Origin of the sequence: Arthrobacter koreensis (assembly GCF_035792275.1) — a bacterium.
Taxonomy (GTDB): Bacteria; Actinomycetota; Actinomycetes; order Actinomycetales; family Micrococcaceae; genus Arthrobacter_B; species Arthrobacter_B koreensis_A.
Map to the genome: position 1 here is coordinate 1 of NZ_JAMWKK010000001.1, position 22,245 is coordinate 22,245.

A 22,245-nucleotide genomic window follows, 5' to 3' on the forward strand; every position below is an offset into this window, starting at 1 on the left:
ACTCCAACCAAGCCCGCACCGATGCCCTGCAACCGTGGCTAGACTTCTACAACCACCAACGCCCACACAGCAGCCTCGGAGGCAAAGCACCCATCACCCGGTGTAACTAACGTGCTGTCTCAGTACAGCTAGCTGCCGGGGCCATTCGGCTGCGGGTCAGCTGAGCCCCTCGGCCAGCCGGGCAACCTGGCGGGCGATGCGGGCCGCCCGCACACTGTCGCTGGGGGCGGTGACAACCTGGTGCAGGACCGGATAGCGGGCCGAGCGGCCCAGCTTGGCGAAAGCCTCGGCTGCGTCCGGATCAGCAGCCAGCGCCGCTGCCAGGTCGGCCGGAACGTCAAGTGCTGCGGGTCCCCCGTAGGCACGCTCCCAGCGGCCGTCCGCTTTTGCCCGGTCAATCTCCGCCCGCCCGCGGCTGCGCATACGGCCGGCCTCAATGAGCGCGGCCACCAGTTCCACGTTCCGCTGTGACCACAGGGAGCGCATCCGCCGCGGCGTGAAGTGCTGGCGGTAGGTCGCATGGTCCACGGAATTCCTCCGCCCGTCGATCCAGCCGCTGCAGAGAGCCTCCTCAAGCGCCTCGGAGTAGGTCAGCGTGGTCGGGTCCTGCGTGCCCTTCTTGGCCAGGATGAGCCAGACGCCGTCGCTCGTTGCGTCATTTTCCTCGAGCCAGCTCCGCCAGGCAGCGGCGTCGGCAACGACCAGTTCTGGCGGGGCGGTTCGTTCAGTCATTGGACGTCCTTGGGGGGGGGAGGAAGCTGGCCAGGCATCTTTCGAGTATTCCCCACATCGGGGACAGCTTTTGTCCGCTTTGCTCCGGTATCCCGTTGTGGTGGATCCGGGCCATTGGGTATTTTCTCCTTCACATGGCCGGCGTGTGGCCGGCCGGGGCCGACGGGAGAGAATCCATGGGCAAGGTCGCGTGGGGATTCACGAGTTCGATCGACGGCTTCCTCGCCGGGCCCGGCCACGACATGAGCTGGTTCGACGCCCTGGAGCCGCTGCCGCCGGGCATCACTGAGCGGATGGCCGACGCCGTCGGCGTGATCATCTCCGGGCGGGACGGGTATGACGCCGCGAAGGCACAGCAGGACGAGCGGGATGAAGCAACGGCCGAGGCCTACGGCGGCGCCTGGTCCGGGACCGAGTTCATCCTGACCCACCGGCCGGAGGAACTCGCCGGCGACCCCTCGGTGACGGCGCTGAACTGCGGCGTCGTGGAGGCGGTGAGCCGGGCGCGGGAGATCGCCGGAGAAAAGGACGTCCAGATCATCAGTGCGGACATTGCACGGCAGGCGCTTGAACACGGCCTTATTGATGAGCTTCAGGTGTTCGTGGCTCCGGTCCTCCTGGGCGACGGGATCCGCATTTTCGACGTACCCGGCGGCCGGCGGTATGACTGGGAGCTAACCGGCATCATCGAGGGAGCGGAGCGCAGCTTCGGGCGCACCTACCGGCCCAAACGGACTGCCCCGGGGATGACACCCTAGCGTGTGGCGAAGTGGATCCAGACGCCGATGATCCAGGCCGTGCCAGCGGCGAGGGCCAGGCCCAGCTCCACGAGCATGCCCAGTCCGGTGGCCTTGAGCGCGGCCCAGGATGACGACGCCGCTGCCGACAGGCTGCGCTGGCGGACGTATTCGCTGATCAGGAGGCCTCCGGCGAAGCCTGCGATCAGCCCGACGACAGGGATAAAGAACATCCCTGCGATCCCGGCGGCAAGGCCGATCAGGACTGACCGGTTGGGGATTTCCCGCTGTTTCAGTTTCCTGCCGGTCAGCACGGCGCTGGCGGACAGGCCGGTCAGCGCGAACAGCGCCCCGAAGGCGAAGGACCACCAGCCGGCGCCGCTGCCGACCCCGATGGCCCAGCCCAGGAACGCCAGCAGGATCAGGATGCTCCCCGGGAGGACCGGCACCACAATGCCGGCCACGCCCACGGCGATCAGCAGGCCGGCCACGAGGGTGATGATGAGGTCCGTATCCATGCAGCCAAGTCTTCCACGCCGCCGCAGCGGGTCGGATCAGGGTGCTCCTCAGGTTTCCCGGCACTACAGTAAGGTTACTTATGAAGTCATCACCTTCAGTCCGGCACCCCCAACGGTAAGAGGAGAAGCAGATGAGTACCGATTCAGGCAGCACCGCAGCGGGCGACCCCCGCCGCAGGCAGGCAGGCGAGGTCCCTTCCCGCGAGGAAGCAGGAAGCACCGCGGCACCGAACACCCCGCCCGCATCGAACGAGCCGGATGTCACCCGCAGGCTGGACACCCATCCCAATGCGGCCCACGCCGACCGCGCTGACACCCCTGCCCGGCCAGCAGCCGCTTCCAGCGCCAACGACACGGAGGTGCTCAGCACCCGCAGCGAAAACGCCCCGGTGACCGGCACCCGGGACCCGGACGACGCCGCCTACCGCACTGACGATGCACCGGCAGGCACTGGACGCCGTGCCACGCACCGGGAAGACGGCGACATGCGCGATCCGGTTCCGGCGGCACACGACGGCCGCCACCGGACCGCGGAACAGCCGGTCATGCCCAACCGGGAAGCGCTCCTCGCTGCCGAACGCGAACGTTTCGGCGGCATCAAGTTCGGTGCAGCGTTCTTTGGCTGGCTAACGGCTACGGGCATGGTTGTCCTGCTCTCGGCACTGGCTGCGGCAATCGGTGCCGCAGTCGGCGTTTCAACGGACACGGACCTGGGCGCTGCCCTCGACCAGGCAGCCGCAAACCAGTCCGCAGGGCTGACCGGTGCGATCATCACACTGATTGTGCTGCTGCTGGCCTACTACGCCGGCGGCTACGTGGCCGGCCGGATGGCCCGCTTCAACGGCGCCAAGCAGGGCGTGGCCGTGTGGCTGTGGGCCCTGGTGGCCGCCGCCGTCGTCATTGTCCTTGGACTGGTCTTCAACGATGACATCCGCAGCCTCACCCAGCTGAATTCCGTGGCTCCCCTGCCGCAGGACCTGAGCCAGGTCAGTGCCGGGTCGTGGCTGGCATTGCTGGCAACCGTTGTGGTCAGCCTGGTTGGCGCCATCCTGGGCGGGCTGGCCGGCATGCGTTTCCACCGCCGCGTGGACCGCGCCAGGTTCACGCCGGCACCGGCCTAGCTCCGACACACAAAAAGCCGGCCCCGCTCAGTGAGCGGGGCCGGCTTTTTATGATCAGAACGGCTTAGGGGCTGGGCATGCCGCCGTTGACGTTGAGCGTTTCGCCAACCACGTAGCTGGATTCCGGAGACGCCAGGAAGACGTAGGCCGGGGCAAGCTCAGTGGGCTGGCCGGCACGGCCGAGCGGCGTGTCCTTGCCGAATTCCGGCAGGGCATCCTTGGGCTGGCCGTCGGAAACCTGCAGCGGAGTCCAGAAAGGACCCGGTGCCACGGCATTCACGCGGATGCCCTTGGGGGCCAGCTGCTGGGCAAGGCCCTTGGTGAAGTTGTTGATCGCGGCCTTGGTGCTGGCGTAGTCCAGCAGGTGCGGGGACGGGCTGTAGGCCTGGATCGACGTCGAGTTGATGATGCTGGAGCCGGCCGGCAGGTGCGGCAGGGCCGCCTTGGTCACCCGGAAGAACGAGTAGATGTTGGTCTTGAAGGTGTCATCGAGCTGTTCGTCGCTGAGGTCTTCAAGGTTCTCCACGGCAACCTGCTTGCCGGCGTTGTTGACCAGGATGTCCAGGCCGCCGAGGCCGTCCACTGCGTCCTGAACTACCTGGATGCAGTATGCGGGATCGCGGAGGTCGCCGGGAAGTCCGACGGCGGTGCGGCCGGCATCCTTGATGAGCTCAATGACCCGTGCGGCGTCTTCCTCTTCCTCGGGCAGGTAGGAGAGGGCGACGTCGGCGCCTTCCCGGGCGAAGGCGATGGCCACCGCTGCGCCGATGCCGGAGTCCGCACCGGTAATCAGCGCCTTGCGGCCTTCAAGCCGCCCGGTGCCGCGGTAGGAGTCCTCACCGCGGTCTGTCTTGGGCTCGAGGTCGGCGTCGAGTCCTGGTTCCGGCTGGTCCTGCTTGGGCGGGCTGACTGACGGATACCGGTTGACCGGATCCTGGAATGTGTACTGGTCCGAGGTGTTTTCGTTGGCCATTAAGTTTCCCCACTTCCCATTGTTCATGGATATGGAGCCGCAACTGGCGGCCGCCTACGTTAGGTAAGCATGCTTAGTATCCTATTGCGGTTCGGGCTCGCCGGGCAAACCCGGGCTGGGGGCCGGGCAGGAAAAGGGGAGCCGGAAAGCCTAGAAGAAGAGGCCGAGGAAACCGACGCTGATGCTGCCAACCAGGCCGATAATCAGGAGCCAGACAATGGGCGTGCGGAACTTGTTCATGTGTCGCATGGTCCCCACAGTCTACGCGGCATGCCGTTCCCGGGTGAGGAACAGCGCCGTCGCCGCCAGCAGGGCCGAACCCGTCATCACCAGGGCAAGCGGCAGGGCGGTGAACTCTCCGCCCAGGCCGGTCAGCGGCGAGACGGCCGCACCCATCAGGAACTGCGCCCCGCCCAGCACTGCACTGCCGCTGCCGGTGGCGCCCTGTGCCTGTGCGAGCGCCAGCGCCGTCGTGTTTCCCATGATGAATCCCAGGGAAGAGACCATGCAGAACAGCGGCACTGCGAGCAGCAGCGGCGGAACGGCTGCAAGCACCAGGACCAGCAGGACGACGGCGAACCCCAGCAGCACGCTCACGGCCCGCAGCACGGTGCGGCGCGGCGGCACGCTTCGGCTGAGCCGGGCGGCTATGAACCCCGAGGTAACCATTCCGGCGGCGTTCAGGCCGAACATCAGCCCGTAGGCTTCCGGGCCCAGGCCCATGATGCTCTGGTAGACGAACGGCGAGGCTGAGATGTAGCTCATCAGCACGCCGAAGGAACTCGCGAAGAGCAGCACGTAGCCCAGGAACCGGCCGCGGCGCAGTACGACCCCCAGCCCCGCAAAGGGCGGGCCGCTGGAGCGGCGCTCAGCAGGCAGGGATTCGCGGACCGCGGCGGCTGCGCAGATGAACATCAGGGCGGCAATGCCGGCCAGCGTCCAGAGCACACCCCGCCACCCCCAGAGCCCGGTCAGGACTCCGCCGACAACGGGTGCCACCACCGGGGCGACGCCGCCGATGGTCATGAGCAGGCTGAAGGTACGCGCGGCGGCCGGGCCGGAGGAGAGATCGGCTGCCACAGCCCGGGCAATCACCGGCCCGGACGCAGCACACAGGCCCTGCACGAAGCGTGCGGCAATCAGGACCCCCAGGTTGGGTGCGGCTGCGCAGGCGATGGACGCAAGGACGAACGCCCCGGTCCCGAGCAGCAGCGGGCGGGTACGGCCGTATTTGTCGGACAGCGGGCCGAACCCCAGCTGCCCGGCCGCCATGCCCAGGAGGAACGCCGTTAGGGTCAGCTGGACGCCCGACGCCGAAACGTCCAGATCCGCGGCGATGCCCGGGAAAGAGGGCAGATACAGGTCCGTGGTGAACGGTCCGGTGGCCGCCAGGAAGGCGAGTACCAGCAGCAGGCCCGCTCCCAGCGGGGCTGCCGCACGGGGCTTGGACTCGTTGGCTGGCACCTGCTGATACTACGAACAATCCCCGCCTCTGGAGAAAACGGGAGCCGGGCCGCAGACTTCTTGCAGGAAACATTGGCAGCGGACAGACGGGACCAGGCCCATGGCAAAGGACAACCGCAAGCGGATCGTCGTCGGCGTCGACGGTTCTGAACTCTCCCTCGTGGCACTGCGATCCGCACGGCGGCTGGCTGACCTGCTGCATTGCCGCATCGAGGCAGTGACAGTCTGGTCCTACCCGGTCGCACTGGCGGTGCCCATTCCCTCCACCGAGTGGTCGCCCCGGGTGGAGGCGGACAACGCACTGGAAGAAACCCTGCAGGCAGCTTTCGGCCAGGACGTTCCCGAAGGACTCAAGAAGACCGTGGTGGCCGGGCAGCCGGTTCAAGTGCTGGTGGAGGCCAGCAAGGGCGCGGAGATGCTGGTGGTCGGCAGCCGGGGCAGGGGCGGCTTTGCGGGACTGCTGCTGGGTTCAGTCAGTTCCGCGGCAGCAGCCCATGCCCACTGCCCCGTGCTGATCGTGCATCCGCCGGAAACGGACTAGCGGCGGGCCGGGCAGGCGTCCTGTTCCGCCCGTTCCGCACCGGCGGTGTTTCCGGAGTCCTCCCCTTCGGCGGAAGCATCTTCGAGCGCGGTGCCGGACGCAGCGAGGGCGGACTCCGGTGCGGCGGACGGCGCAGCACCGCCGTCGGACGCCGCATCCTTGTCAGCGGCAACCCGGCGCAGCATAAAGAGAGCGCCAACCGCGGCGGCCACCATCAGCACAATGCCGATCAGCGACGTCGCCACAACGCCCGAGTCGAAGGCGGACTGGGCTGATGCCAGCAGGTCCGCGGCCTGCGGCCCGGGCAGGGCCTTAGCTGCTTCGACGGCACCGCCCAGCGTTTCCGAAGCCGCGGACGCAGCAGCCGGGTCCATTCCGTCCGGCAGCACGATGCCGTTGCGGTAGCCGGCCGTCAGGATGCTGCCCAGCACGGCGGTGCCGAGGACGGCACCCACTTCATAGGCAGTTTCGGAGATGGCCGACGCCGCACCGGCCTTGGCCGGCGGGACGCTGCCAAGAATCAGGTCATTGGAGATCGTCTCCGCAGAGCCGACGCCGATGCCGAGGATCATGAATGCGATTACCAGTCCCAGCGGGCTCTCATCGTGGCCGGTCATCAACACCACGGTGTAGCCGACGGCGCTGAAGGTCAGGCCTGCCGCGACGGCGTACGCCGGGCGCACGCGGCGGACCACTCGCACGACGGCGAGGCCGGCCACCACGGTGAGCATCAGGCCCGGGAGCATCATCAGTCCGGCTTCGCGGGGCGTCTGGCCCAGCACGAGCTGCAGGTGCTGGGAGAGGAAGAGGATGAAGCCGACCTGCGCGAAGACGCTGAGCAGGTTCGCCGAGATGGACCCGGTGAAGACGGGGTTGCGGAAGAGCCGGACATCCAGCATGGGCTCGGGGCGGCTGAGCTGGCGGCGCACGAACGCGAAGCCGAAAAGCAGGCCGGCGGCCATGGGAACCAGGGCGTACGCGTCCAACCCGTGGGTGGAGATGGACTTGATGCCGTAGACCAGCGGGAACATGGTGGCCATGACCAGCAGGATGCTGATCGGGTCCACCTTGCCCGGCTTGGGGTCGCGGGATTCAGGCAGCAGCTTCGGACCGAAGACAAGCAGCGGAATCAGCACCGGCACCGCGAGCAGGAAGACCGAGCCCCACCAGAAGTGTTCCAGCAGGGTTCCGCCAACGATCGGGCCCAGCGCAGCACCGCCGGAGAAGCCGGCTGCCCAGACGGCGATCGCGATCCGGCGCTGGCCGGGCACCACGAACATGTTCCGGATGATGGACAGCGTGGCGGGCATCAGCATGGCGCCGAAGAAACCGAGCAGGGCGCGGGCGCCGATCAGGGCGCCGGCCGTGGGCGCAAAGGCCGCCGCGACCGAGACCAGGCCAAAACCGGCCGTACCGATCATGAGCAGCTTCCGCCGTCCAAGCCTGTCCCCCAGGCTGCCCATCGGGACCAGCAGGCCGGCGAGGATCAGCGCATAGATGTCGATGATCCAGAGCAGTTCCGTTCCGGTCGGCGCCAGGGCGCGGGACAGGGACGGGACGGCAAAGCTGAGCACGGTGTTGTCTACCGCTACCAGCAGGACGGCGAGCATCAGCACCGCCAGTCCCAGCCATTCACGCTTTCCGGCCCGCTGAAGCACGGGCCGTTCCTGTACCGCAGGCACAATTCCTCCTTGGACGCGGCAGGGCTCCGCCTGCCGAAAGTGGTGGGTTAAAAAGACATGCCAGCAACCGCCGGGTCCAACCCGTACGTTACTGTACCGTCTAGACTGTACAGCATCGGATGGCGTAGCGTAAAGCCATGCCTGAACAGACACCCGCCCGGGAGCGCGTCCTCTCCGCTTATGAGGAACTGCTGATTAACGAAGGTCCCCGCGGGGCAACGCTCGACGCCGTGACCGCACTCGCCGGCGTCTCCAAGGGCGGGCTGCTCTACCACTTCAAGAACAAGGAGGCCCTGGCCGCCGGACTCCTGGACCGGCTGCGGATACTTGCGGCCGATGACCTGGAACGGATGCGGACCGACCCCGAGGGCCCGGCACGATTCCTGGTCCGCACCTCCGTCTATGTGGACAGCGGCCTGGACCGCGCGCTCATCGCTGCGGTCCGGCTGGCACAGGGCAACGACGCCGCTGCCTCCGAGCTGCTGCAGCAGATCCACCGCGACTGGTTCGACCTGGTGCTGGGCGAAGTGGGAGACCGGGCGATTGCCCGCGCCATCATGCTGCTCGGCGACGGACTGTATTACAACGAAGGCCTGCCCGGCGGCTGGCCGCAGGAGGAGAACTCCCCCACCTCCGGTTCAGTGGAGGAACTGCTGAAGGTCGTGGACCTGCTCAAGGCCCAGGCCGCGGTCAAGCACGCCTGAGTCCCGGCGCCGGCAGACCCGCTGCTGCCGCGTAACAAATGTGCCCTGTGGCACAGTATGTGCCATGGAAAAGAGCACAGCAGACCTCTACGACGAACACGGCGAAGCACTGGCTTCGGTATCCCTGCAGTTCCAGGACCTGGGCGGACACACCGGCTTCACCGGCCCGGTGCGCACCATCCGCTGCCACGAGGACAACGGTCTGGTGAAGTCCACCCTGAACTCTCCGGGCAACGGAGCCGTGCTGGTGGTCGACGGCGGCGGGTCACTGAACACCGCCCTGATGGGGGACATGATTGCCGAGGCGGCAGTTGCCAACGGCTGGGCCGGCGTCGTCATCAACGGACCGATCCGCGACCGCGCCGCCGTCGCCAAGCTCCCGCTGGGCGTGAAGGCGCTGGGGTCCAACCCGCGCAAGAGCGCCAAGGATTCCGTGGGCGAGATTGACGTTCCCGTGGAGTTCGGCGGCGTGACGTTCCGCCCCGGCGCCGTGCTCTACGCCGACGAGGACGGCATCCTGGTGGAGCGGTAGCCCGGAAGGCTACGCGTTCCAGAGACCGTAGGAGTCCGCGAGGGAGGAAATCTTCTGTGCGCGGGCCAGGCGGGGCAGGTAGGAACCGTCGCCCACCACTGCTCCGGCAGCATGCGCTTCGAGCAGCTCGTGCGCCCAGACAATCTCGGATTCGCTCGGGGAGAGTCCCTTGTTAATCGTGTCTGCTGCCTCAGGCATCAGGCAGAGCTTGCCGGTCATGCCCATCGAAGCGGTCACCTTGCAGGCATCAAGCAGCTTTTCGCCCAGGGTTCCCGGCGTGGGGCCGTCGATTGGGCCGGGCAGCTGCCCCACGCGGGAGGCAACGACCAGCTTGGAGCGGGCGTAAGCCAGGGCCATGGGGTCATCCGAGGCACCCGTGTCGCGGCGGAAGTCGCCGACGCCGAAGGCCAGCCGGAACGTGCCCGGAGCACTGGCAATCGCCGTCGCGTTTTCAATGCCCAGCGCGGATTCGACCAGTGCCAGCACCGGGGTGCCGGCTTGCAGGCGCATGGCGGTGTGCGTGACCTGCTCGGGCTTTTCCGTCATGGCCAGCATGACGCCGCGCAGGCCGGGAGCCTTGGAGAGGGCCGCGAGGTCATCGGCCCAGTAGTCCGTTTCAATGCCGTTCACCCGCACCCAGGCGGTCATGCCGGTGGAGAGTGCCTCCACGACGCGCTCACGCGCTTCGGCCTTGCCTTCGGCGGGAACGGCGTCTTCCATGTCGAACACGACAGAGTCCGCTTCCGAGGCCAGGGCCGGAGCAAAATGCGCTTCGTCCGCGGCCGAAGCCAGCAGCCAGGAACGGGACAGTTTCGCGGGCAGCGCCGCAGCGCGGCTGTTTCGGAATGGAGCCATACCGTCGAGCCTACTTTCCGGTCCCGCGATCCCCCAATGCAGGAACCCCCGGTGTGACGACCGTTACTTAAGGCGGGCCGGGGTGCGCCTCAGCAGAAACCGCCAACGGCGTTCCAGACGGGATCGCTTTCAGCAGTGCCTTCGCGCAGCACGGCCGCCTCAATCAGGCCGTAGGGACGGTCGGCGGCGAAAAAGACCTCACCCGGGTTATCCAGTCCAAAAGGTTCCAGATCCACAAGGAAGTGATGGTTATTGGGCAGCGAGAGCCGGACTTCGGCAATCTCCGGGTGGGTCTCAAGCACTGCGCGGCCCATCTGGAACATGCTTTGCTGCAGTGCCAGGGAGTGGGTGTCCGCGAAGGCGTTCAGGAGCGCGGACCGCACCGACACGTAGGCAGCGTTAAAGTCCGGAACGTCCACGTCCGCATACCGCCACTTGGCAGTGACGTCTGTGGCCAGAATGCGGTCCGTGGTCTCGGCAAGGGTGGTGTAGCGGTCCCGCGGGAACCCGTGGAACTCGGAGCCGGTGGTCTTGAGGACGGTGAGTCCGCTGATTCCGGCCACCAGGTGCCGCCGGGCTCCGTCCGCCAGCAGCACTGCAGTACGGACCTCGGACTTGTCCTTGCTGAAGGCATGGTCATGTCCGTTGATCCGGTTCCAGAAGTACTGCTCGGCTGTCCAGCGGCCGCCCGTGACCCAGTCAAAGCTGCCCGTGAAGTGGGCGGCGAGCCGCAGCAGGAAAGCCTCCGGGGAGCCCACCCCATCCCGGGCGAAAGCGTAGATGGTGTTCTTCTGGGTATCCGTCGCCACCATGTGGGCATTGTTCCCCTCGGTGTGCGCGGCGTCGAAATCCCCATGCAGCTGGGAGGTGACGCTCAGGTCTTCCAGGCTGTGGCGGGCAGTGCCGCGCGTGACTCTGACCAGGCGCACCTCTGCCTTTCCGTACTGGTTGGGTCCCAGGACAATCCGCGGCGTTCCGGCTTCGCGTTCCGCTGCACCCATGGTCAGCTCCCCCGGTAAGTGGAGTAGGCAAACGGGCTGATCAGCAGCGGCACGTGGTAGTGCTCCTGGTCCGCGACGGTGAATGTCACGGCCACCGAGGGGAAGAACGACGGCGTGTCCGACGCAGCGAAGTACGCCCCGGTTGCGAACTCCAGCCGGTAGTCCCCGGCAGCGAGCGCCTGCGGCCCAAGGACCGGGACGCGGCCGTCGCCGTTGGTGGTGGCAGTGCCCAGTTCCGTCCACTCCAGGTCCCCCAGGACCTGCAGCGAAACGGAAATGCCGGCCGCCGGGTGCCCGGTAGAGGTATCCAGCACGTGGGTGGTGATCCGGCTTGTCATGGGTTCAGAAGTCCTTCCAGCCGGAGGATCGCGATTTCGCGCAGTGCGGCCGCTGTGGCAGCGAGTTCGGCTTCGCCGGTGTTTTCCAGCCGTTCGGACAGGACGGCCAGGACTTCCTCCGCGCTGCGCCCGGCGGCCCGGATCAGGAAGACCCGTCCGAAGCGCTCTTCGTAGCGCCGGTTCCCTTCCTCCAGCTGCTGCTGAATACCGCTGGAAAGCGCAATCCCGGACTGCTCGCCCCGGGACAGCTGCGCTGCACGTCCGGTGCCGGAGACACGTTCACCGATGCGGGGATGGCGGGCCAGGGCGGCGTCTATCTCGGTTTCAGTCCAGTCCGGGGCAGCGAGTTCAGCGAAGGAGACCAGTTCCGCTCCGGTTCCAAACGGCCTGGCGAAGGAGATTTCCGAGGTCCAGCGAGGCAGGTCCACGCAGGGCCTGAGCATTTCCTCGGCGCGGGCGAACGGCGCCCGGTTGAACTCTTCGAGGAAATCCGGCCGGGAAACTGCGTCCATTTGGTGTCCATCTTTCAGTAGGCCGTTCTCCGGCAGCGCCGGACACCCTTGACCGCCGGTAAACGCATGCCGGTTTTGATTTGGTGTTTGCCGCCGGAAGTCGTTGCTTTACTGCATTTACGGTCCGCCCATTCTTTAGTTCCCGCGAGCGCAGTGTCAAGGGAAAGTCCCGCCGCCCCGGCGCACTGCGTGGTAGGCTCCATCCACATTACGGCCCGGGGTGTGCTGAAAAGGGGAGAATTCTTCGAAGGATTTCTTCCGCTTCGTCTCGTACCCGGCAGTAATTTGAAGGCGGCACTTTTCCCGGACCATAGTGGTGGAAAACCGGTCTGTACGGCTGAATTTGCGGATCTTCACCAGACCGTGGTCAGCGGCTCCTGCCGGCCCGCAGTCCGGCGGGGGGGTCCGGACCTGTCAGCCCGTCCAGCACGGCCGGGAGCAAGGGAGTGAGCTGGACTTGGACCTGAACACAGTGGAAGAACTGATCACCACTGCGGACCCTGCCGACTACCGCCCGGGAGATGCATGGCTGGCCGGCGGCACGGTGCTGTTCTCCAACGGCAGTTCGACCCTGCGCCGGCTGCTGGACCTCAGCGGTGCCGGATGGGAACCACTGACGGTTACCGAAAACGGCCTGGAGATCGCCGCCACCTGCACCATTGCGGAGCTTCACGGTTTTGCGGCAGACCCCCCCCGGCCGCCGCCGGCTGGCCGGCACTGAGCCTGGTCCATCCGAGCTGCAACGCGTTCGTGGCCTCGCATAAAGTCTGGAACGTCTCCACCGTGGGAGGGAACCTGTGCACCGCCCTGCCTGCCGGACCCATGACCGCCCTTACTGCAGCACTGGACGGTGAGGCACTCCTCCTCTCCCCCGCCGGAACCCGGCGGACGCTGCCGGTGACCGAACTGGTCACCGGAGACGGGCAGACCGCACTCACCCCCGGCGAACTGCTGCGCAGCATTACCCTGCCCGTGCATGCCCTGTCCTCGCGCACCGCCCTTCGCCGTCAGTCCCTGACCAATCTGGGACGTTCCGCCGTGCTGCTCATCGGCAGGGTGGATCCGGACGGTGCGTTCGTCCTCACGGTCACGGCCGCCACCGTCCGCCCGGTGCAGCTGCGCTTTGGCCAGGTGCCTGCCGCCCCCGAGCTGCGCCGGGCACTGGACGCTGCGGTTCCCTTCGCGCTTTATCACGACGACGTACACGGCCTGCCTGAATGGCGCCGGTTCATGACCGAACAGTTCAGCGAGGAGATCCGGTCCGAACTTGCCGGAGAACCGGAGGAGCGAATCACATGAGCTACACCGTCAACGGGCAGCAGATCCACGCCGAACCCGCCGCCGGCCAGTGCCTGCGCACGTTCCTGCGGGAACTGGGCAACACCGGTGTCAAGAAGGGCTGCGACGCAGGCGACTGCGGAGCCTGCACCGTGCACGTTGACGGAACACCTGTCCACAGCTGCATTTTTCCTGCCCGCCGGGCGGAAGGACGGACGGTGACAACCATTGAGGGACTGGCCGACGGCGGCGGCCTCCATCCGATGCAGCAGCAGTTCCTGGACGCCCAGGGATTCCAGTGCGGTTTCTGTACCGCCGGGATGATCATGACCGCTGCCGCGTTCGGTCCCGGGGAACGCGCGGATCTTCCCCGCGCGCTGAAGGGCAACCTCTGCCGCTGCACCGGATACCGGGCCGTGGAAGACGCCATAGCCGGCACGCAGACTGTTGACCGGGAAGGCAGCGGGGTGGGAGACAGTGTGGCCGCACCCGCCGGGCCCGCAATCGTCACCGGCACCGCCCGCTACACCCTGGACCTGCCCCCCGGCACCCATCCGGACCTGCTGCATCTGGCACTGGCACGTTCGCCGCACGCCCACGCCCGGATCATTTCTATCGATGTCGGGGCCGCACTGTCCGTGCCGGGGGTGGAGGCGGTCTTTACCCACCGGGATGCCCCCTCGGTCCGGTTCTCCTCGGCCCAGCATGAACTCCACACCGATGATCCGGCAGACACCCGGGTGCTGGATGACGTGGTTCGGTTCAAGGGCCAGCGCGTGGCCGTGGTGGCAGCAGCTTCGGTGGCAGCGGCCGAAGCCGGGGTCCGGGCCCTGCAGATCGAATACGAACTCCTGCCGGCAGTGTTTGAACCGGACGAAGCGATGGCCCCCGGAGCGCCCCTGCTGCACGCGGCGGCCGCAGCCGGGACGGGTGCCGGCGCTCCGGCACCCAGCAACATAGTGGCCGAGCTGCATTCGGAACTGGGCGACCTGGAGGCAGGGTTCACTGCAGCCGCAGCAGTCCATGAGGAGACCTACTACAGCCAGCGCCTGCAGCACGTGGCCCTGGAGACCCATGCCGCCGTCGCCTCCTTTGACGGGCAGGGACGGCTGGTTGTCCGGACCTCCACACAGGTCCCTTTCCTGGTCCGGCGCACCCTCTGCCGGGTCTTCGACCTTCCGCTGGAGAAAGTCCGGGTGGTTTCCGGCCGGGTAGGCGGCGGGTTCGGCGGCAAGCAGGAAGTCCTGGTTGAGGACATCGCGGTTCTGGCGGCCCTCCGGCTGGGCAGGCCCGTGCAGATCGAGCTGAGCCGCGAGGAGCAGTTCACCGCCGCCACTACCCGGCATCCCTTCCGGGTCCGGGTCAGGGCAGGAGCCGACGCCGACGGCGTCCTGACCGCCCTGGCCGTGGACGTCACCACCAACACCGGGGCATACGGCAACCACGGCCCAGGCGTGATGTTCCACGGCTGCGGTGAATCCGTGGCGGTGTACCGCTGCGCCAACAAAAAAGTAGACGCCCGCGCCGTCTACACCAATACCGTCCCGTCCGGTGCCTTCCGGGGCTACGGGCTAAGCCAAATGGTCTTCGCCATCGAGTCGGCACTGGATGAACTCGCCCGCGACCTGGACCTGGACCCGCTGGAGTTCAAGCGCCGGAACCTGGTGGTTGAAGGTGATCCCATGCTGTCGACCTCTCCGGAAGCGGCCGGAGACGTGCTTTACGGCAGCTACGGGCTGGATGAATGCGTGGACCTGGTGCACGGTGCGCTGGAGGACGGCACCCGGGACCCGCAGCGCTCCGGCGCGAACCTGGGTGCCGGCTGGCTGGTGGGCGAGGGCACCGCCGTCGCCATGATCGACACTGTGCCGCCGCGCGGACATGTTGCCCACACCCGGATCGCGCTGCGCCCGGACGGACGGTACGGGCTCGACGTCGGCACCGCCGAGTTCGGCAACGGCACCACCACGGTCCACACCCAGCTCGCCTGCAGCGCCCTCGCCACGCTCCCGCAGAACATCGTTCTCCGCCAGTCGGACACGGACCTGGTGGACCACGACACGGGCGCCTACGGCTCAACCGGCACAGTTGTGGCTGGCAAGGCCACCCTGGCGGCCGCCGCTGAACTCTCCGTCCGGCTCCAGGGCTTCGCGGCGTCGCTGTTCCGGAACACCTCTGCCCAGGTCCGGCTGGAGGCCGGCGCCGTGGCGTGCGGCAGCGAGCGGGTCTCCCTGGCGAAGGTGTACCTGCGGGCAGCCGAGGCCGGAGTGGAGCTGGCGGCTGAAGGACGCTGGGGAGGGACTCCGCGCTCCGTGGCCTTCAACGTGCAGGGGTTCCGCATAGGAGTGGACCCGTCCAGCGGGGAGATCCGGATCCTGCAGAGCGTGCAGGCTGCCGACGCCGGGGTGGTGGTGAACCCGCTGCAGTGCCGCGGGCAGATCGAGGGTGGCGTGGCACAGGCGATCGGTGCGGCGTTGTTCGAGGAAGTGCTGGTGGACGGCACCGGAGAAGTCCAGACCCGGGTCCTGCGCCAGTACCACGTTCCCGCCTTCGCAGACGTGCCGCGAACTGAAGTCCTTTTCGCCTCCACCAGCGACTCGCTGGGTCCGCTTGGTGCCAAATCCATGAGCGAAAGTCCGTTCAATCCCGTGGTCCCGGCACTGGCCAGCGCGCTGCGGGATGCCACGGGCCTGAGGTTTACCCGGCCGCCGTTCGCCCGGGACCGGGTGTACCTGGCGCTGCGGGAAGCCGGCATTGGATCCCGGCCCCTGCCGCTTTAGTGAGGTACCCCCGGCACTGCGCCAACACCCGTGCCGGAAATCTGGAAGACTTTAGGCATGAGTGAGCAGAGCAGCGGCAAGAATACGCAGCCCGGCCGCCGCGGCTGGATGACCGGGGGGCCGCTGCTGACGGTCCTGCTGTTCGCCGGACCGCAAATCCCAGGTCTTCTGAGCAGGCTGTTTTCAGGCGCCCCGGACGGGGTGTATTCGCTGGCCACCGTCTACGGAGGGGCGGCACTCACCCTGATCGGTGCGGGAGCGATGGTGCACTTCCTCGGGTCCCGGCGCACGGCAGCTGCCAGCCGCACTCCGGAGGCACCCGAGCGGGACTAGTTGCACCCGGTGCAACGATGCACTTAGTGTAGGAGTGTGCTTCCAGCCAGTACCACCCCCGACCGCCGGGCTGCCATTAAGAGCCGGCACCGGCAGGCAATAGTCGATGCCTGTGCGGCCCTGCTGGCTGAACGCCGCGGAACCGACTTTTCGGTCGACGAACTCGCCCGGCGGGCGGATGTTTCCCGCCGCACGGTGTTTAACCATTTCGCATCCCTGGACGACGTTGTCACCGAAGTGGGCACCGACGTCGTCGCTTCATCGCTGACTCTGCCCGACGGCACGGCACCGGAGGGCTATTCGCCCCTGGATGACCTGGTGGACCTGGTGAGTTCGCCCCGGTTCATCGAAGCCGTTTCCTACCTCACCCAGGTTCTGGGCCGCGCAGATGCCCGCTCCTCACCCCAGCAGGCGATTATGGCTTTCCGGTCCGTCACCATGGCCGGAGACCAAGTAATGGCCGCCCTCGCCGCGCGGCACCCGGAATCCGATCCGGAAGACATCCAGCTCCTGGTGGGCACCTTTGCAGGCGGCATCAGCGTGCTCTACGAACGCTGGTGCGCCCAAACCGGCGCCGTTGACACCCCTGAATCCCGCACCGCATGGATCGAGCTGATTCAGCGGCTCGTCACCGCTCTCCGTACCGGCACCGGGGCAGGCACGCCCCCGAGCCGGCCCTAAAGATTTCGCTCGCGGCGCTTCACCCCGCCGCCCCCGTCCGCAGCAGAACCCATGATTTTGATAAGGACCACCAATGGCTGAATTCCTCTACCGCCTGGGGCAGGGCGCCGCGCGGCGTGCCCGCACCGTGCTGGGAGTGTGGGTCGCGGTGCTGGCAATTGCCGGCATAGCGTTCGCACTCTTCGGCGGTACCCTCTCCACCGCCATCTCCATCCCGAACACTCCCACCACCCAGGTCACCGACCGGCTGCAGCAGGAACTGCCCGAAGCGTCCGGCGGCACCGGTTCGGTGGTCTTCCAAACCGAGGACGGCTCGCCTTTCACCCAGGAGCAGAAGGACGCCATCGCTGCCCTCGTGACCGATGCGTCCGAGGTGGACGGTGTTGAAAACGCCGTCGACCCCTTCGCCACCGAAGCCGAGCGGGACGCGCAGCGCGCCCAGCTGGAGGAAGGCCAGGCACAGCTCGACGCCGGCCGGGCCCAGCTGGAAGCTGCTCGTGCCGAGCTCGACGCCGGGCAGCAACAGCTCGACCAGGCCCGCGCCCAGGCCGAAGCCGCCGGCGCGCTGGCGATGGCCCAGCCGCAGCTCGACGCACAGCAGGCCCAGCTTGATGCAGGCCGGGCAGAGCTCGAGGCCCGGGCCGCAGCCGCCGAAGAGCAGGCACCGCAGCTTGAGCAGGGTGCTGCCCTGCTGAACATGGCCCAGGAAATCCGAATGGTTTCCGAAGACGGCAGTGCCGCCATCGTCACGGTGGTCTTCGAAGACACCCAGATGGAAGTCACCCAGGAAACGAAGGACGCCCTCGTGGCGGTCTTCAATGACTCCCCCGTGGAGGGCGTCACCACTGACTTCTCCACCGACATCGCCCAGGGCATCCCCAGCATCTTCGGCATCGGCGAGGTCATCGGCCTGATCGTCGCGGCCGCGGTCCTGGTGGTCATGCTCGGCACGCTGGTCGGTGCCGGACTCCCGCTGATCACCGCGCTGATCGGCGTCGGCATTGGCGCCCTCGGCGCGCTGGCGTTCTCCGGCGTCGTCGAAATGGTTTCCGTAACCCCGGTGCTGGGCCTGATGCTGGGCCTGGCCGTGGGCATCGACTATGCGCTGTTCATCGTCAACCGGCACCGCCGCCAGCTGAAGGCCGGCTACGAACTGGAAGAGTCGATTGGCCTGGCCAACGGCACCTCCGGCAACGCCGTCGTCTTCGCCGGGTCCACAGTGCTGATTGCACTGCTGGCGCTGAACATCACCGGCATCCCGTTCCTGGGCCTGATGGGTACCGTGGGCGCTGCCTGCATCGCGATTGCCGTGATGATCGCCGTGACCCTGACGCCGGCCCTGCTGAAGCTGACCGGCATGCGCATCCTGAGCAAGAAGGAACGCGCTGCGGTGACGCAGGCTGCGGAAGCAGCTGAACCGTCCCCCGCTCCCGCTGCAGCCAAGCCCATGTCCACCATGAGTGCCGTATTCACCGCCCTGGTTTCAATTGCGGCACTGCTGGTCATCGCCATTCCGGCGCTGGACCTGCGCACCGGCCTGCCGGACGGGTCTTCCGAGGCCCATGACTCCACGCAGTACCGTGCCTACTCCACTCTCTCGGAGAAGTTCGGCGAGGGCCAGAACGGCACCCTGCTGGTGGTCGCGGAGCTGGAGTCCGAGTCGACAGACGCCGAGGCGACCGCAGCGCAGGCCGAGATTGCCGGCATCCTCTTCGAGCAGGACGGCGTCTCCGCCGTCGCGCCCATCGGCTCCTCCGAGGACGGCAGCACGGTTGCCTTCCAGGTGGTTCCCGAGCAGGGTCCCACGAGTGAATCCACCGAGAACCTGGTGCACACGCTCCGGGACATGTCTCCGCTCAACGGCGAATATGAGATCGGTGTGGCTGGAACCACTTCCGGCAACATCGACATCTCCGACAAGCTGTCCGACGCCCTGCCGATCTACCTCGGCGTGGTGGTGGGCCTGTCCCTGCTGATCCTGATCCTGGTGTTCCGGTCCATCTACGTTCCGGTCATTGCAACGCTTGGCTTTGTGCTCTCCTACTTCGGTGCCCTCGGCGGCGTTGTGGCGATCTACCAGTGGGGCTGGCTTTCAGGGGTCTTCAACGTGGAGTCCCCCGGCCCGATCCTGAACTTCCTGCCAACCATCCTGGTGGGCATCCTGTTCGGCCTGGCCATGGACTACATGCTGTTCATCGGCTCCGGCATGCGTGAGGCGTACGCCCACGGCGCTCCGTCCCGGGTGGCTGTGGTGCAGGGCGTCCGTGCCGGCCGTGCCGTGGTGACCGCTGCCGCGATCATCATGGTCTCGGTGTTCGGCGGCTTCGTCTTCTCCCACAGCGCCATGATCCGCCCGATCGGCTTCGCATTGGCCTTCGGCGTGCTGCTGGATGCCTTCGTGGTCCGCATGCTCCTGATCCCGGCGCTTATGCACCTGGCCGGAGACAAGGCCTGGTGGCTGCCAAAGTGGCTGGACAAGATCCTTCCGGATGTCGACGTCGAAGGCTCCTCGCTTGAACGGCGCCACCCGCATGTTGACCACCGCGAACCGGAACCCGCGAACCACAGCGGTTAACCGGTCAACTCCACACAGCAGCTGTCCCGGCCCTGCCGGGACAGCTGCTGTTTTTATTTGGCGTGCGTCATATTCCCGCAACAAATTATGGACTCAGTCCAAGAACCCCCAGCATGTTAATTGGATTGAGTCCATCAATGGCTCCGGTCCAAGTATTTAAGGCGCGGCCGCATCCCGGGGGAGATCAGCGCGGTGCCGGATTCCACCTCCAGCCGGTCCCCCGCCGCTTATCCAGGAGATACGTACCGTGAACCGCCCCCTCTACACGCGCGTGCCGGCCCTTGCCGCAGCGACGGCCGCCGCTTTGCTGCTCGGCGGCTGCACCCCCGCCTCATCGCCCGACGACGCCGGCACCTTCCATGCCTGCCTTGACGGGTCTTCGCTGCAGTTCACGGGGATTGCCACGGATGCCGGCGAGCTGTCCTGCGGACCGGACGAAGTGCCCGTCTCCTGGCTGGCCGCCGGACCGGCGGACGATGCCCCGCAGGTGAACGCCACTGCCAAGTCAGCGGGCCCGGAAAGAGGGGAAAGCGGAGAAAAAGGCGAAAAGGGAGAAAAAGGGGAACCGGGAGAAAAAGGTGACGACGGCGCCCCCGGACAGAACGGGCTCACCGGCCCTTCCGGCCCGGCAGGGGCCGCGGGTGAGGCAGGGGCGGCGGGTGAGGCAGGGGCCGCGGGCGAGGCAGGGGCCGCGGGCGAGGCAGGCCCGTCCGGGCCCGCCGGCGCCAAGGGTGCCGCCGGGGCAGCAGGGCTTCCAGGACGGGATGGAAACAGCATCCGCAGCGGTTCCGGACTGCCCGCCTCGGCTCTGGGTATCGACGGTGATTTTTACCTCGACACCGCCAGTTTCGTGGTCTACGGGCCCAAGACCGGCGGGGCGTGGCCGCTCGGCACACAGAACCTGGTGGGACCCCAAGGACCGATGGGGGCCCAGGGAGTGCCGGGCGTTCAGGGTCCTGCAGGCCCTGCAGGCGCCGAAGGACCACAGGGAGTTAAGGGCGACACCGGCGATACCGGGCCCATCGGGCCAGCCGGACCACAGGGACCCGAGGGCGCTGCCGGACCGACCGGCCCGCAGGGGCCCCAGGGTCCTCAGGGCCCAGCCGGGGGCGAGACGGTCTTTGTCAGCTTCCTGCCCGGACCCATAGATCCCGCAACTCTCCCCAACGGTGCGGGCTACTTCCCGATCACCGGGTCCGTGGCTCCCTCCAGCTCACGGGAAGCTAACGAAATTCGAATGCCGCGCGCAGGGACCATCACCGGGATGAGAGTCGAGATGACGGAGCGGAACAGCAGCATCGACGTGTACCTCATCCGTGACGGCCTGCACCAACCCGTCATGTCCTGCACAACCATCTCCTACTGTGGGCGCACTGGATTGCTGCCGGTGGCGCAGAACCAGAAGCTCACCCTGTGGGTTCGCCCCCTCGGCCCCGACCCCATCGAGAACCTGCGCGTCTCACTGCTCTTTGAGTAGGGAGCCGGCTCCTAGATGGCCTTGCCCGGGTTGAGGATGCCCAGCGGGTCCAGTGCCTGCCGGATGGTGTGCATGACTTCGAGCGAGACGTCTCCGAGCTCCTCCTGCAGCCAGTCCCGCTTGAGCAGGCCAATGCCGTGCTCTCCGGTCAGCGTGCCGCCCAGGGACTTGGCCAGGTGGAACATCTCCCCCAGCGCGACCTTCGGCGGTCCCTCCGTCACCGAATCCTCAGGGTCCATGACGATCATGGGGTGCAGGTTTCCGTCGGAGGCGTGGGCGATGGTGAAGATCCGCACGCCGGTGCGTTCGGCGATGTCTTCCAGCCCGGCGACGACGTCGGCCAGTTTTCCGCGTGGCACGCCAATGTCCCCGATCGAAACCCTGCCGAGCTTCTCGAGCGACGGGATGGCTTCACGGCGGGCGGTCACGAGCGCCGCCGCCTGCTCGTCGTCGACCGCGCGTTCACAGATCCCGAACGGTGACACGGCGTCCATCACCACGTCCTGCTCCAGGAAAGCACCGTGCCCGTCGGTCTGTACGAGCAGGAAGGACGCACCGCGGGAGCGGTAGTCCGTGCCCAGGGCTGCGTCGACGGCTTCGAGGGTCTGGCCGTCCATCAGTTCCATCATGGACGGCTGGATCCGGGCCGCTACAACGGCCGACGCCGCCCGCGCGGCCTGCTCAACGTTCGGGAAGAACGCGGCCACCGTGGCGGTCTGCACGGGGAGCGGGCGCAGCCGCAGCGTGGCCTCGACGACGATCCCCAGGGTGCCTTCGGAGCCGATCATCAGGGCGTTGAGGTCATAGCCGCTGACCCCTTTGATGGTCTCCCGTCCGGTGCGCAGTTCCCGCCCGTCCGCGAGGATCACGCGCAGCGCCAGCACGGCTTCGCGGGTGACGCCGTACTTGGCGCACCGCATGCCGCCGGCGTTCGTGGCGATGTTCCCGCCGATCGAGCAGATGGCGGTACTGGCCGGGTCCGGGGCGTAGAAGAGTCCGTATTCTGCTGCTGCCGCGTTCAGTTCAGCGTTCAGCACGCCGGGCTGGACCACGGCCAGCTGTTCCTCCGGGTCAATCCGCAGGATCCGGTCCATGCCGGATACGTCCAGCACCACCTCGCCCCGGCGGGAGGATGAGGCTCCCGCCAGCCCGGTTCCTGCTCCGCGCGGAACCACCGGCACCCGGTGGGCGGTGGCCCGGCGCAGGACTTCAGCCACTTCTCCGGCATTCTGCGCGAAAACCACTCCCTCCGGCAGGCTGTCAGCCACAAACCCGGACCGGTCGGTGCTGGCTCTCAGGCGGTCCTCGTGTTCTACGGAGGACCGGGCAGCCGCGCCGAGCACTGCGGCATGCCCTTCCGCGAAAGTGGTTCCGGGTGCATCCAGGGGCTCAGTGCTCACAGATTCTCCTT

Annotated in this window: 21 protein-coding genes and 1 pseudogene; 12 read left to right on the forward strand and 10 right to left on the reverse strand. The window is 67.3% G+C overall.

The genetic code is table 11. The annotated features are described in order from the left end of the window. Positions 1-26 precede the first annotated feature (26 nt). Positions 27-110, forward strand: coding sequence for an integrase core domain-containing protein (locus NGB94_RS00005; RefSeq protein ID WP_418910588.1), 84 nt, complete (start codon positions 27-29; stop codon positions 108-110). 46 nt (positions 111-156) lie between these two features. Here the strand turns inward: NGB94_RS00005 and NGB94_RS00010 are convergent, their stop codons facing one another. Continuing rightward, positions 157-732 carry a YdeI/OmpD-associated family protein gene (locus NGB94_RS00010; RefSeq protein WP_325788145.1) on the reverse strand — a complete coding sequence of 192 codons (576 nt, stop codon included), beginning with the start codon at positions 730-732 and terminating at the stop codon, positions 157-159. Between the two features lie 176 nt (positions 733-908). Between NGB94_RS00010 and NGB94_RS00015 the strand changes: the two genes are divergently transcribed. Further along, a complete protein-coding gene (locus tag NGB94_RS00015) occupies positions 909-1,490 on the forward strand; it encodes a dihydrofolate reductase family protein (RefSeq protein WP_325788146.1) in 582 nt (193 codons plus the stop codon). Here NGB94_RS00015 and NGB94_RS00020 read toward each other — a convergent pair. Further along, positions 1,487-1,987, reverse strand: coding sequence for a DUF456 domain-containing protein (locus NGB94_RS00020; RefSeq protein ID WP_325788148.1), 501 nt, complete (start codon positions 1,985-1,987; stop codon positions 1,487-1,489). The two genes, NGB94_RS00015 and NGB94_RS00020, sit on opposite strands and share 4 nt — an antisense overlap. A gap of 131 nt (positions 1,988-2,118) precedes the next feature. Between NGB94_RS00020 and NGB94_RS00025 the strand changes: the two genes are divergently transcribed. After that, positions 2,119-3,108, forward strand: a complete 990-nt coding sequence (locus tag NGB94_RS00025; RefSeq protein WP_325788149.1) for a TIGR04086 family membrane protein — start codon at positions 2,119-2,121, stop codon at positions 3,106-3,108. A 64-nt stretch (positions 3,109-3,172) separates the two neighbouring features. Here NGB94_RS00025 and NGB94_RS00030 read toward each other — a convergent pair whose 3' ends face one another. Then, complete coding sequence (locus NGB94_RS00030; RefSeq protein WP_325788150.1) at positions 3,173-4,081, reverse strand: SDR family oxidoreductase; 909 nt, start codon at positions 4,079-4,081, stop codon at positions 3,173-3,175. Between the two features lie 261 nt (positions 4,082-4,342). Further along, entirely contained in the window at positions 4,343-5,545 is a 1,203-nt protein-coding gene (locus NGB94_RS00035) for a multidrug effflux MFS transporter (RefSeq protein WP_325788151.1), read from the reverse strand. 100 nt (positions 5,546-5,645) lie between these two features. Between NGB94_RS00035 and NGB94_RS00040 the strand changes: the two genes are divergently transcribed. After that, a complete protein-coding gene (locus NGB94_RS00040; RefSeq protein ID WP_325788152.1) occupies positions 5,646-6,086 on the forward strand; it encodes a universal stress protein in 441 nt (146 codons plus the stop codon). On the opposite strand, the gene NGB94_RS00045 is transcribed toward NGB94_RS00040, so the two are convergent. Continuing rightward, positions 6,083-7,768, reverse strand: coding sequence for an MFS transporter (locus NGB94_RS00045; RefSeq protein WP_325788154.1), 1,686 nt, complete (start codon positions 7,766-7,768; stop codon positions 6,083-6,085). The genes NGB94_RS00040 and NGB94_RS00045 overlap by 4 nt on opposite strands. A gap of 137 nt (positions 7,769-7,905) precedes the next feature. Between NGB94_RS00045 and NGB94_RS00050 the strand changes: the two genes are divergently transcribed. Together NGB94_RS00050 and rraA are read left to right on the forward strand one after the other, a co-directional pair. Further along, on the forward strand, positions 7,906-8,472 hold the full coding sequence (locus tag NGB94_RS00050; RefSeq protein ID WP_325788155.1) for a TetR/AcrR family transcriptional regulator: 567 nt from the start codon (positions 7,906-7,908) through the stop codon (positions 8,470-8,472). Positions 8,473-8,536: 64 nt separating this feature from the next. Beyond that, positions 8,537-9,004: a ribonuclease E activity regulator RraA gene (rraA, locus tag NGB94_RS00055; RefSeq protein WP_325788156.1), complete on the forward strand. Its 468-nt coding sequence runs from the start codon at positions 8,537-8,539 to the stop codon at positions 9,002-9,004. Between the two features lie 9 nt (positions 9,005-9,013). Here the strand turns inward: rraA and NGB94_RS00060 are convergent, their stop codons facing one another. From NGB94_RS00060 to uraD, 4 genes are all read right to left on the reverse strand, one after another. After that, positions 9,014-9,859: an HpcH/HpaI aldolase/citrate lyase family protein gene (locus NGB94_RS00060; protein WP_091601100.1), complete on the reverse strand. Its 846-nt coding sequence runs from the start codon at positions 9,857-9,859 to the stop codon at positions 9,014-9,016. 89 nt (positions 9,860-9,948) lie between these two features. Then, the gene (gene pucL / locus NGB94_RS00065) at positions 9,949-10,860 is read right to left on the reverse strand and encodes a factor-independent urate hydroxylase (RefSeq protein WP_325788157.1); all 912 of its coding nucleotides are present in this window, start codon (positions 10,858-10,860) and stop codon (positions 9,949-9,951) included. Between the two features lie 2 nt (positions 10,861-10,862). Further along, on the reverse strand, positions 10,863-11,198 hold the full coding sequence (gene uraH, locus NGB94_RS00070; RefSeq protein ID WP_325788159.1) for a hydroxyisourate hydrolase: 336 nt from the start codon (positions 11,196-11,198) through the stop codon (positions 10,863-10,865). Next, entirely contained in the window at positions 11,195-11,710 is a 516-nt protein-coding gene (gene uraD / locus NGB94_RS00075) for a 2-oxo-4-hydroxy-4-carboxy-5-ureidoimidazoline decarboxylase (RefSeq protein WP_325788161.1), read from the reverse strand. Before uraD ends, uraH begins: the two co-directional genes overlap by 4 nt. A 457-nt stretch (positions 11,711-12,167) precedes the next feature. On the opposite strand from uraD, the pseudogene NGB94_RS00080 reads away from it, so the two are divergent. The 6 genes and pseudogenes from NGB94_RS00080 (at position 12,168) to NGB94_RS00105 (ending at position 20,834) form a co-directional block, all read left to right on the forward strand. Continuing rightward, positions 12,168-13,009 (forward strand): annotated as a pseudogene (locus NGB94_RS00080) (FAD binding domain-containing protein). Beyond that, positions 13,006-15,768, forward strand: a complete 2,763-nt coding sequence (locus NGB94_RS00085; RefSeq protein WP_325788163.1) for a molybdopterin-dependent oxidoreductase — start codon at positions 13,006-13,008, stop codon at positions 15,766-15,768. Before NGB94_RS00080 ends, NGB94_RS00085 begins: the two are co-directional and overlap by 4 nt. Positions 15,769-15,825: 57 nt before the next feature. After that, a complete protein-coding gene (locus tag NGB94_RS00090; protein ID WP_325788165.1) occupies positions 15,826-16,101 on the forward strand; it encodes a hypothetical protein in 276 nt (91 codons plus the stop codon). 36 nt (positions 16,102-16,137) lie between these two features. Then, complete coding sequence (locus NGB94_RS00095) at positions 16,138-16,782, forward strand: TetR/AcrR family transcriptional regulator (protein WP_325788167.1); 645 nt, start codon at positions 16,138-16,140, stop codon at positions 16,780-16,782. A 73-nt stretch (positions 16,783-16,855) separates the two neighbouring features. Further along, on the forward strand, positions 16,856-19,357 hold the full coding sequence (locus tag NGB94_RS00100; protein ID WP_325788168.1) for an MMPL family transporter: 2,502 nt from the start codon (positions 16,856-16,858) through the stop codon (positions 19,355-19,357). 247 nt (positions 19,358-19,604) lie between these two features. Beyond that, positions 19,605-20,834 carry a hypothetical protein gene (locus tag NGB94_RS00105; protein ID WP_325788169.1) on the forward strand — a complete coding sequence of 410 codons (1,230 nt, stop codon included), beginning with the start codon at positions 19,605-19,607 and terminating at the stop codon, positions 20,832-20,834. 11 nt (positions 20,835-20,845) lie between these two features. On the opposite strand, the gene NGB94_RS00110 is transcribed toward NGB94_RS00105, so the two are convergent. Continuing rightward, positions 20,846-22,234 (reverse strand): FAD-binding oxidoreductase, encoded by a 1,389-nt coding sequence (locus NGB94_RS00110; protein ID WP_325788171.1) that lies wholly within the window; start codon positions 22,232-22,234, stop codon positions 20,846-20,848. Between the last annotated feature and the right edge of the window lie 11 nt (positions 22,235-22,245).

Bases quoted from the DNA above. Each gene is read 5' to 3' on its own strand.
- NGB94_RS00025 (WP_325788149.1), top strand. From the start codon at position 2,119: ATGAGTACCGATTCAGGCAGCACCGCAGCGGGCGACCCCCGCCGCAGG.
- NGB94_RS00050 (WP_325788155.1), top strand. From the start codon at position 7,906: ATGCCTGAACAGACACCCGCCCGGGAGCGCGTCCTCTCCGCTTATGAG.
- NGB94_RS00100 (WP_325788168.1), top strand. From the start codon at position 16,856: ATGGCTGAATTCCTCTACCGCCTGGGGCAGGGCGCCGCGCGGCGTGCC.
- NGB94_RS00090 (WP_325788165.1), top strand. From the start codon at position 15,826: ATGAGTGAGCAGAGCAGCGGCAAGAATACGCAGCCCGGCCGCCGCGGC.
- uraD (WP_325788161.1), bottom strand. From the start codon at position 11,710: ATGGACGCAGTTTCCCGGCCGGATTTCCTCGAAGAGTTCAACCGGGCG.
- uraH (WP_325788159.1), bottom strand. From the start codon at position 11,198: ATGACAAGCCGGATCACCACCCACGTGCTGGATACCTCTACCGGGCAC.
- NGB94_RS00030 (WP_325788150.1), bottom strand. From the start codon at position 4,081: ATGGCCAACGAAAACACCTCGGACCAGTACACATTCCAGGATCCGGTC.
- rraA (WP_325788156.1), top strand. From the start codon at position 8,537: ATGGAAAAGAGCACAGCAGACCTCTACGACGAACACGGCGAAGCACTG.
- NGB94_RS00085 (WP_325788163.1), top strand. From the start codon at position 13,006: ATGAGCTACACCGTCAACGGGCAGCAGATCCACGCCGAACCCGCCGCC.
- NGB94_RS00010 (WP_325788145.1), bottom strand. From the start codon at position 732: ATGACTGAACGAACCGCCCCGCCAGAACTGGTCGTTGCCGACGCCGCT.
- NGB94_RS00020 (WP_325788148.1), bottom strand. From the start codon at position 1,987: ATGGATACGGACCTCATCATCACCCTCGTGGCCGGCCTGCTGATCGCC.
- NGB94_RS00060 (WP_091601100.1), bottom strand. From the start codon at position 9,859: ATGGCTCCATTCCGAAACAGCCGCGCTGCGGCGCTGCCCGCGAAACTG.
- pucL (WP_325788157.1), bottom strand. From the start codon at position 10,860: ATGGGTGCAGCGGAACGCGAAGCCGGAACGCCGCGGATTGTCCTGGGA.
- NGB94_RS00015 (WP_325788146.1), top strand. From the start codon at position 909: ATGGGCAAGGTCGCGTGGGGATTCACGAGTTCGATCGACGGCTTCCTC.
- NGB94_RS00040 (WP_325788152.1), top strand. From the start codon at position 5,646: ATGGCAAAGGACAACCGCAAGCGGATCGTCGTCGGCGTCGACGGTTCT.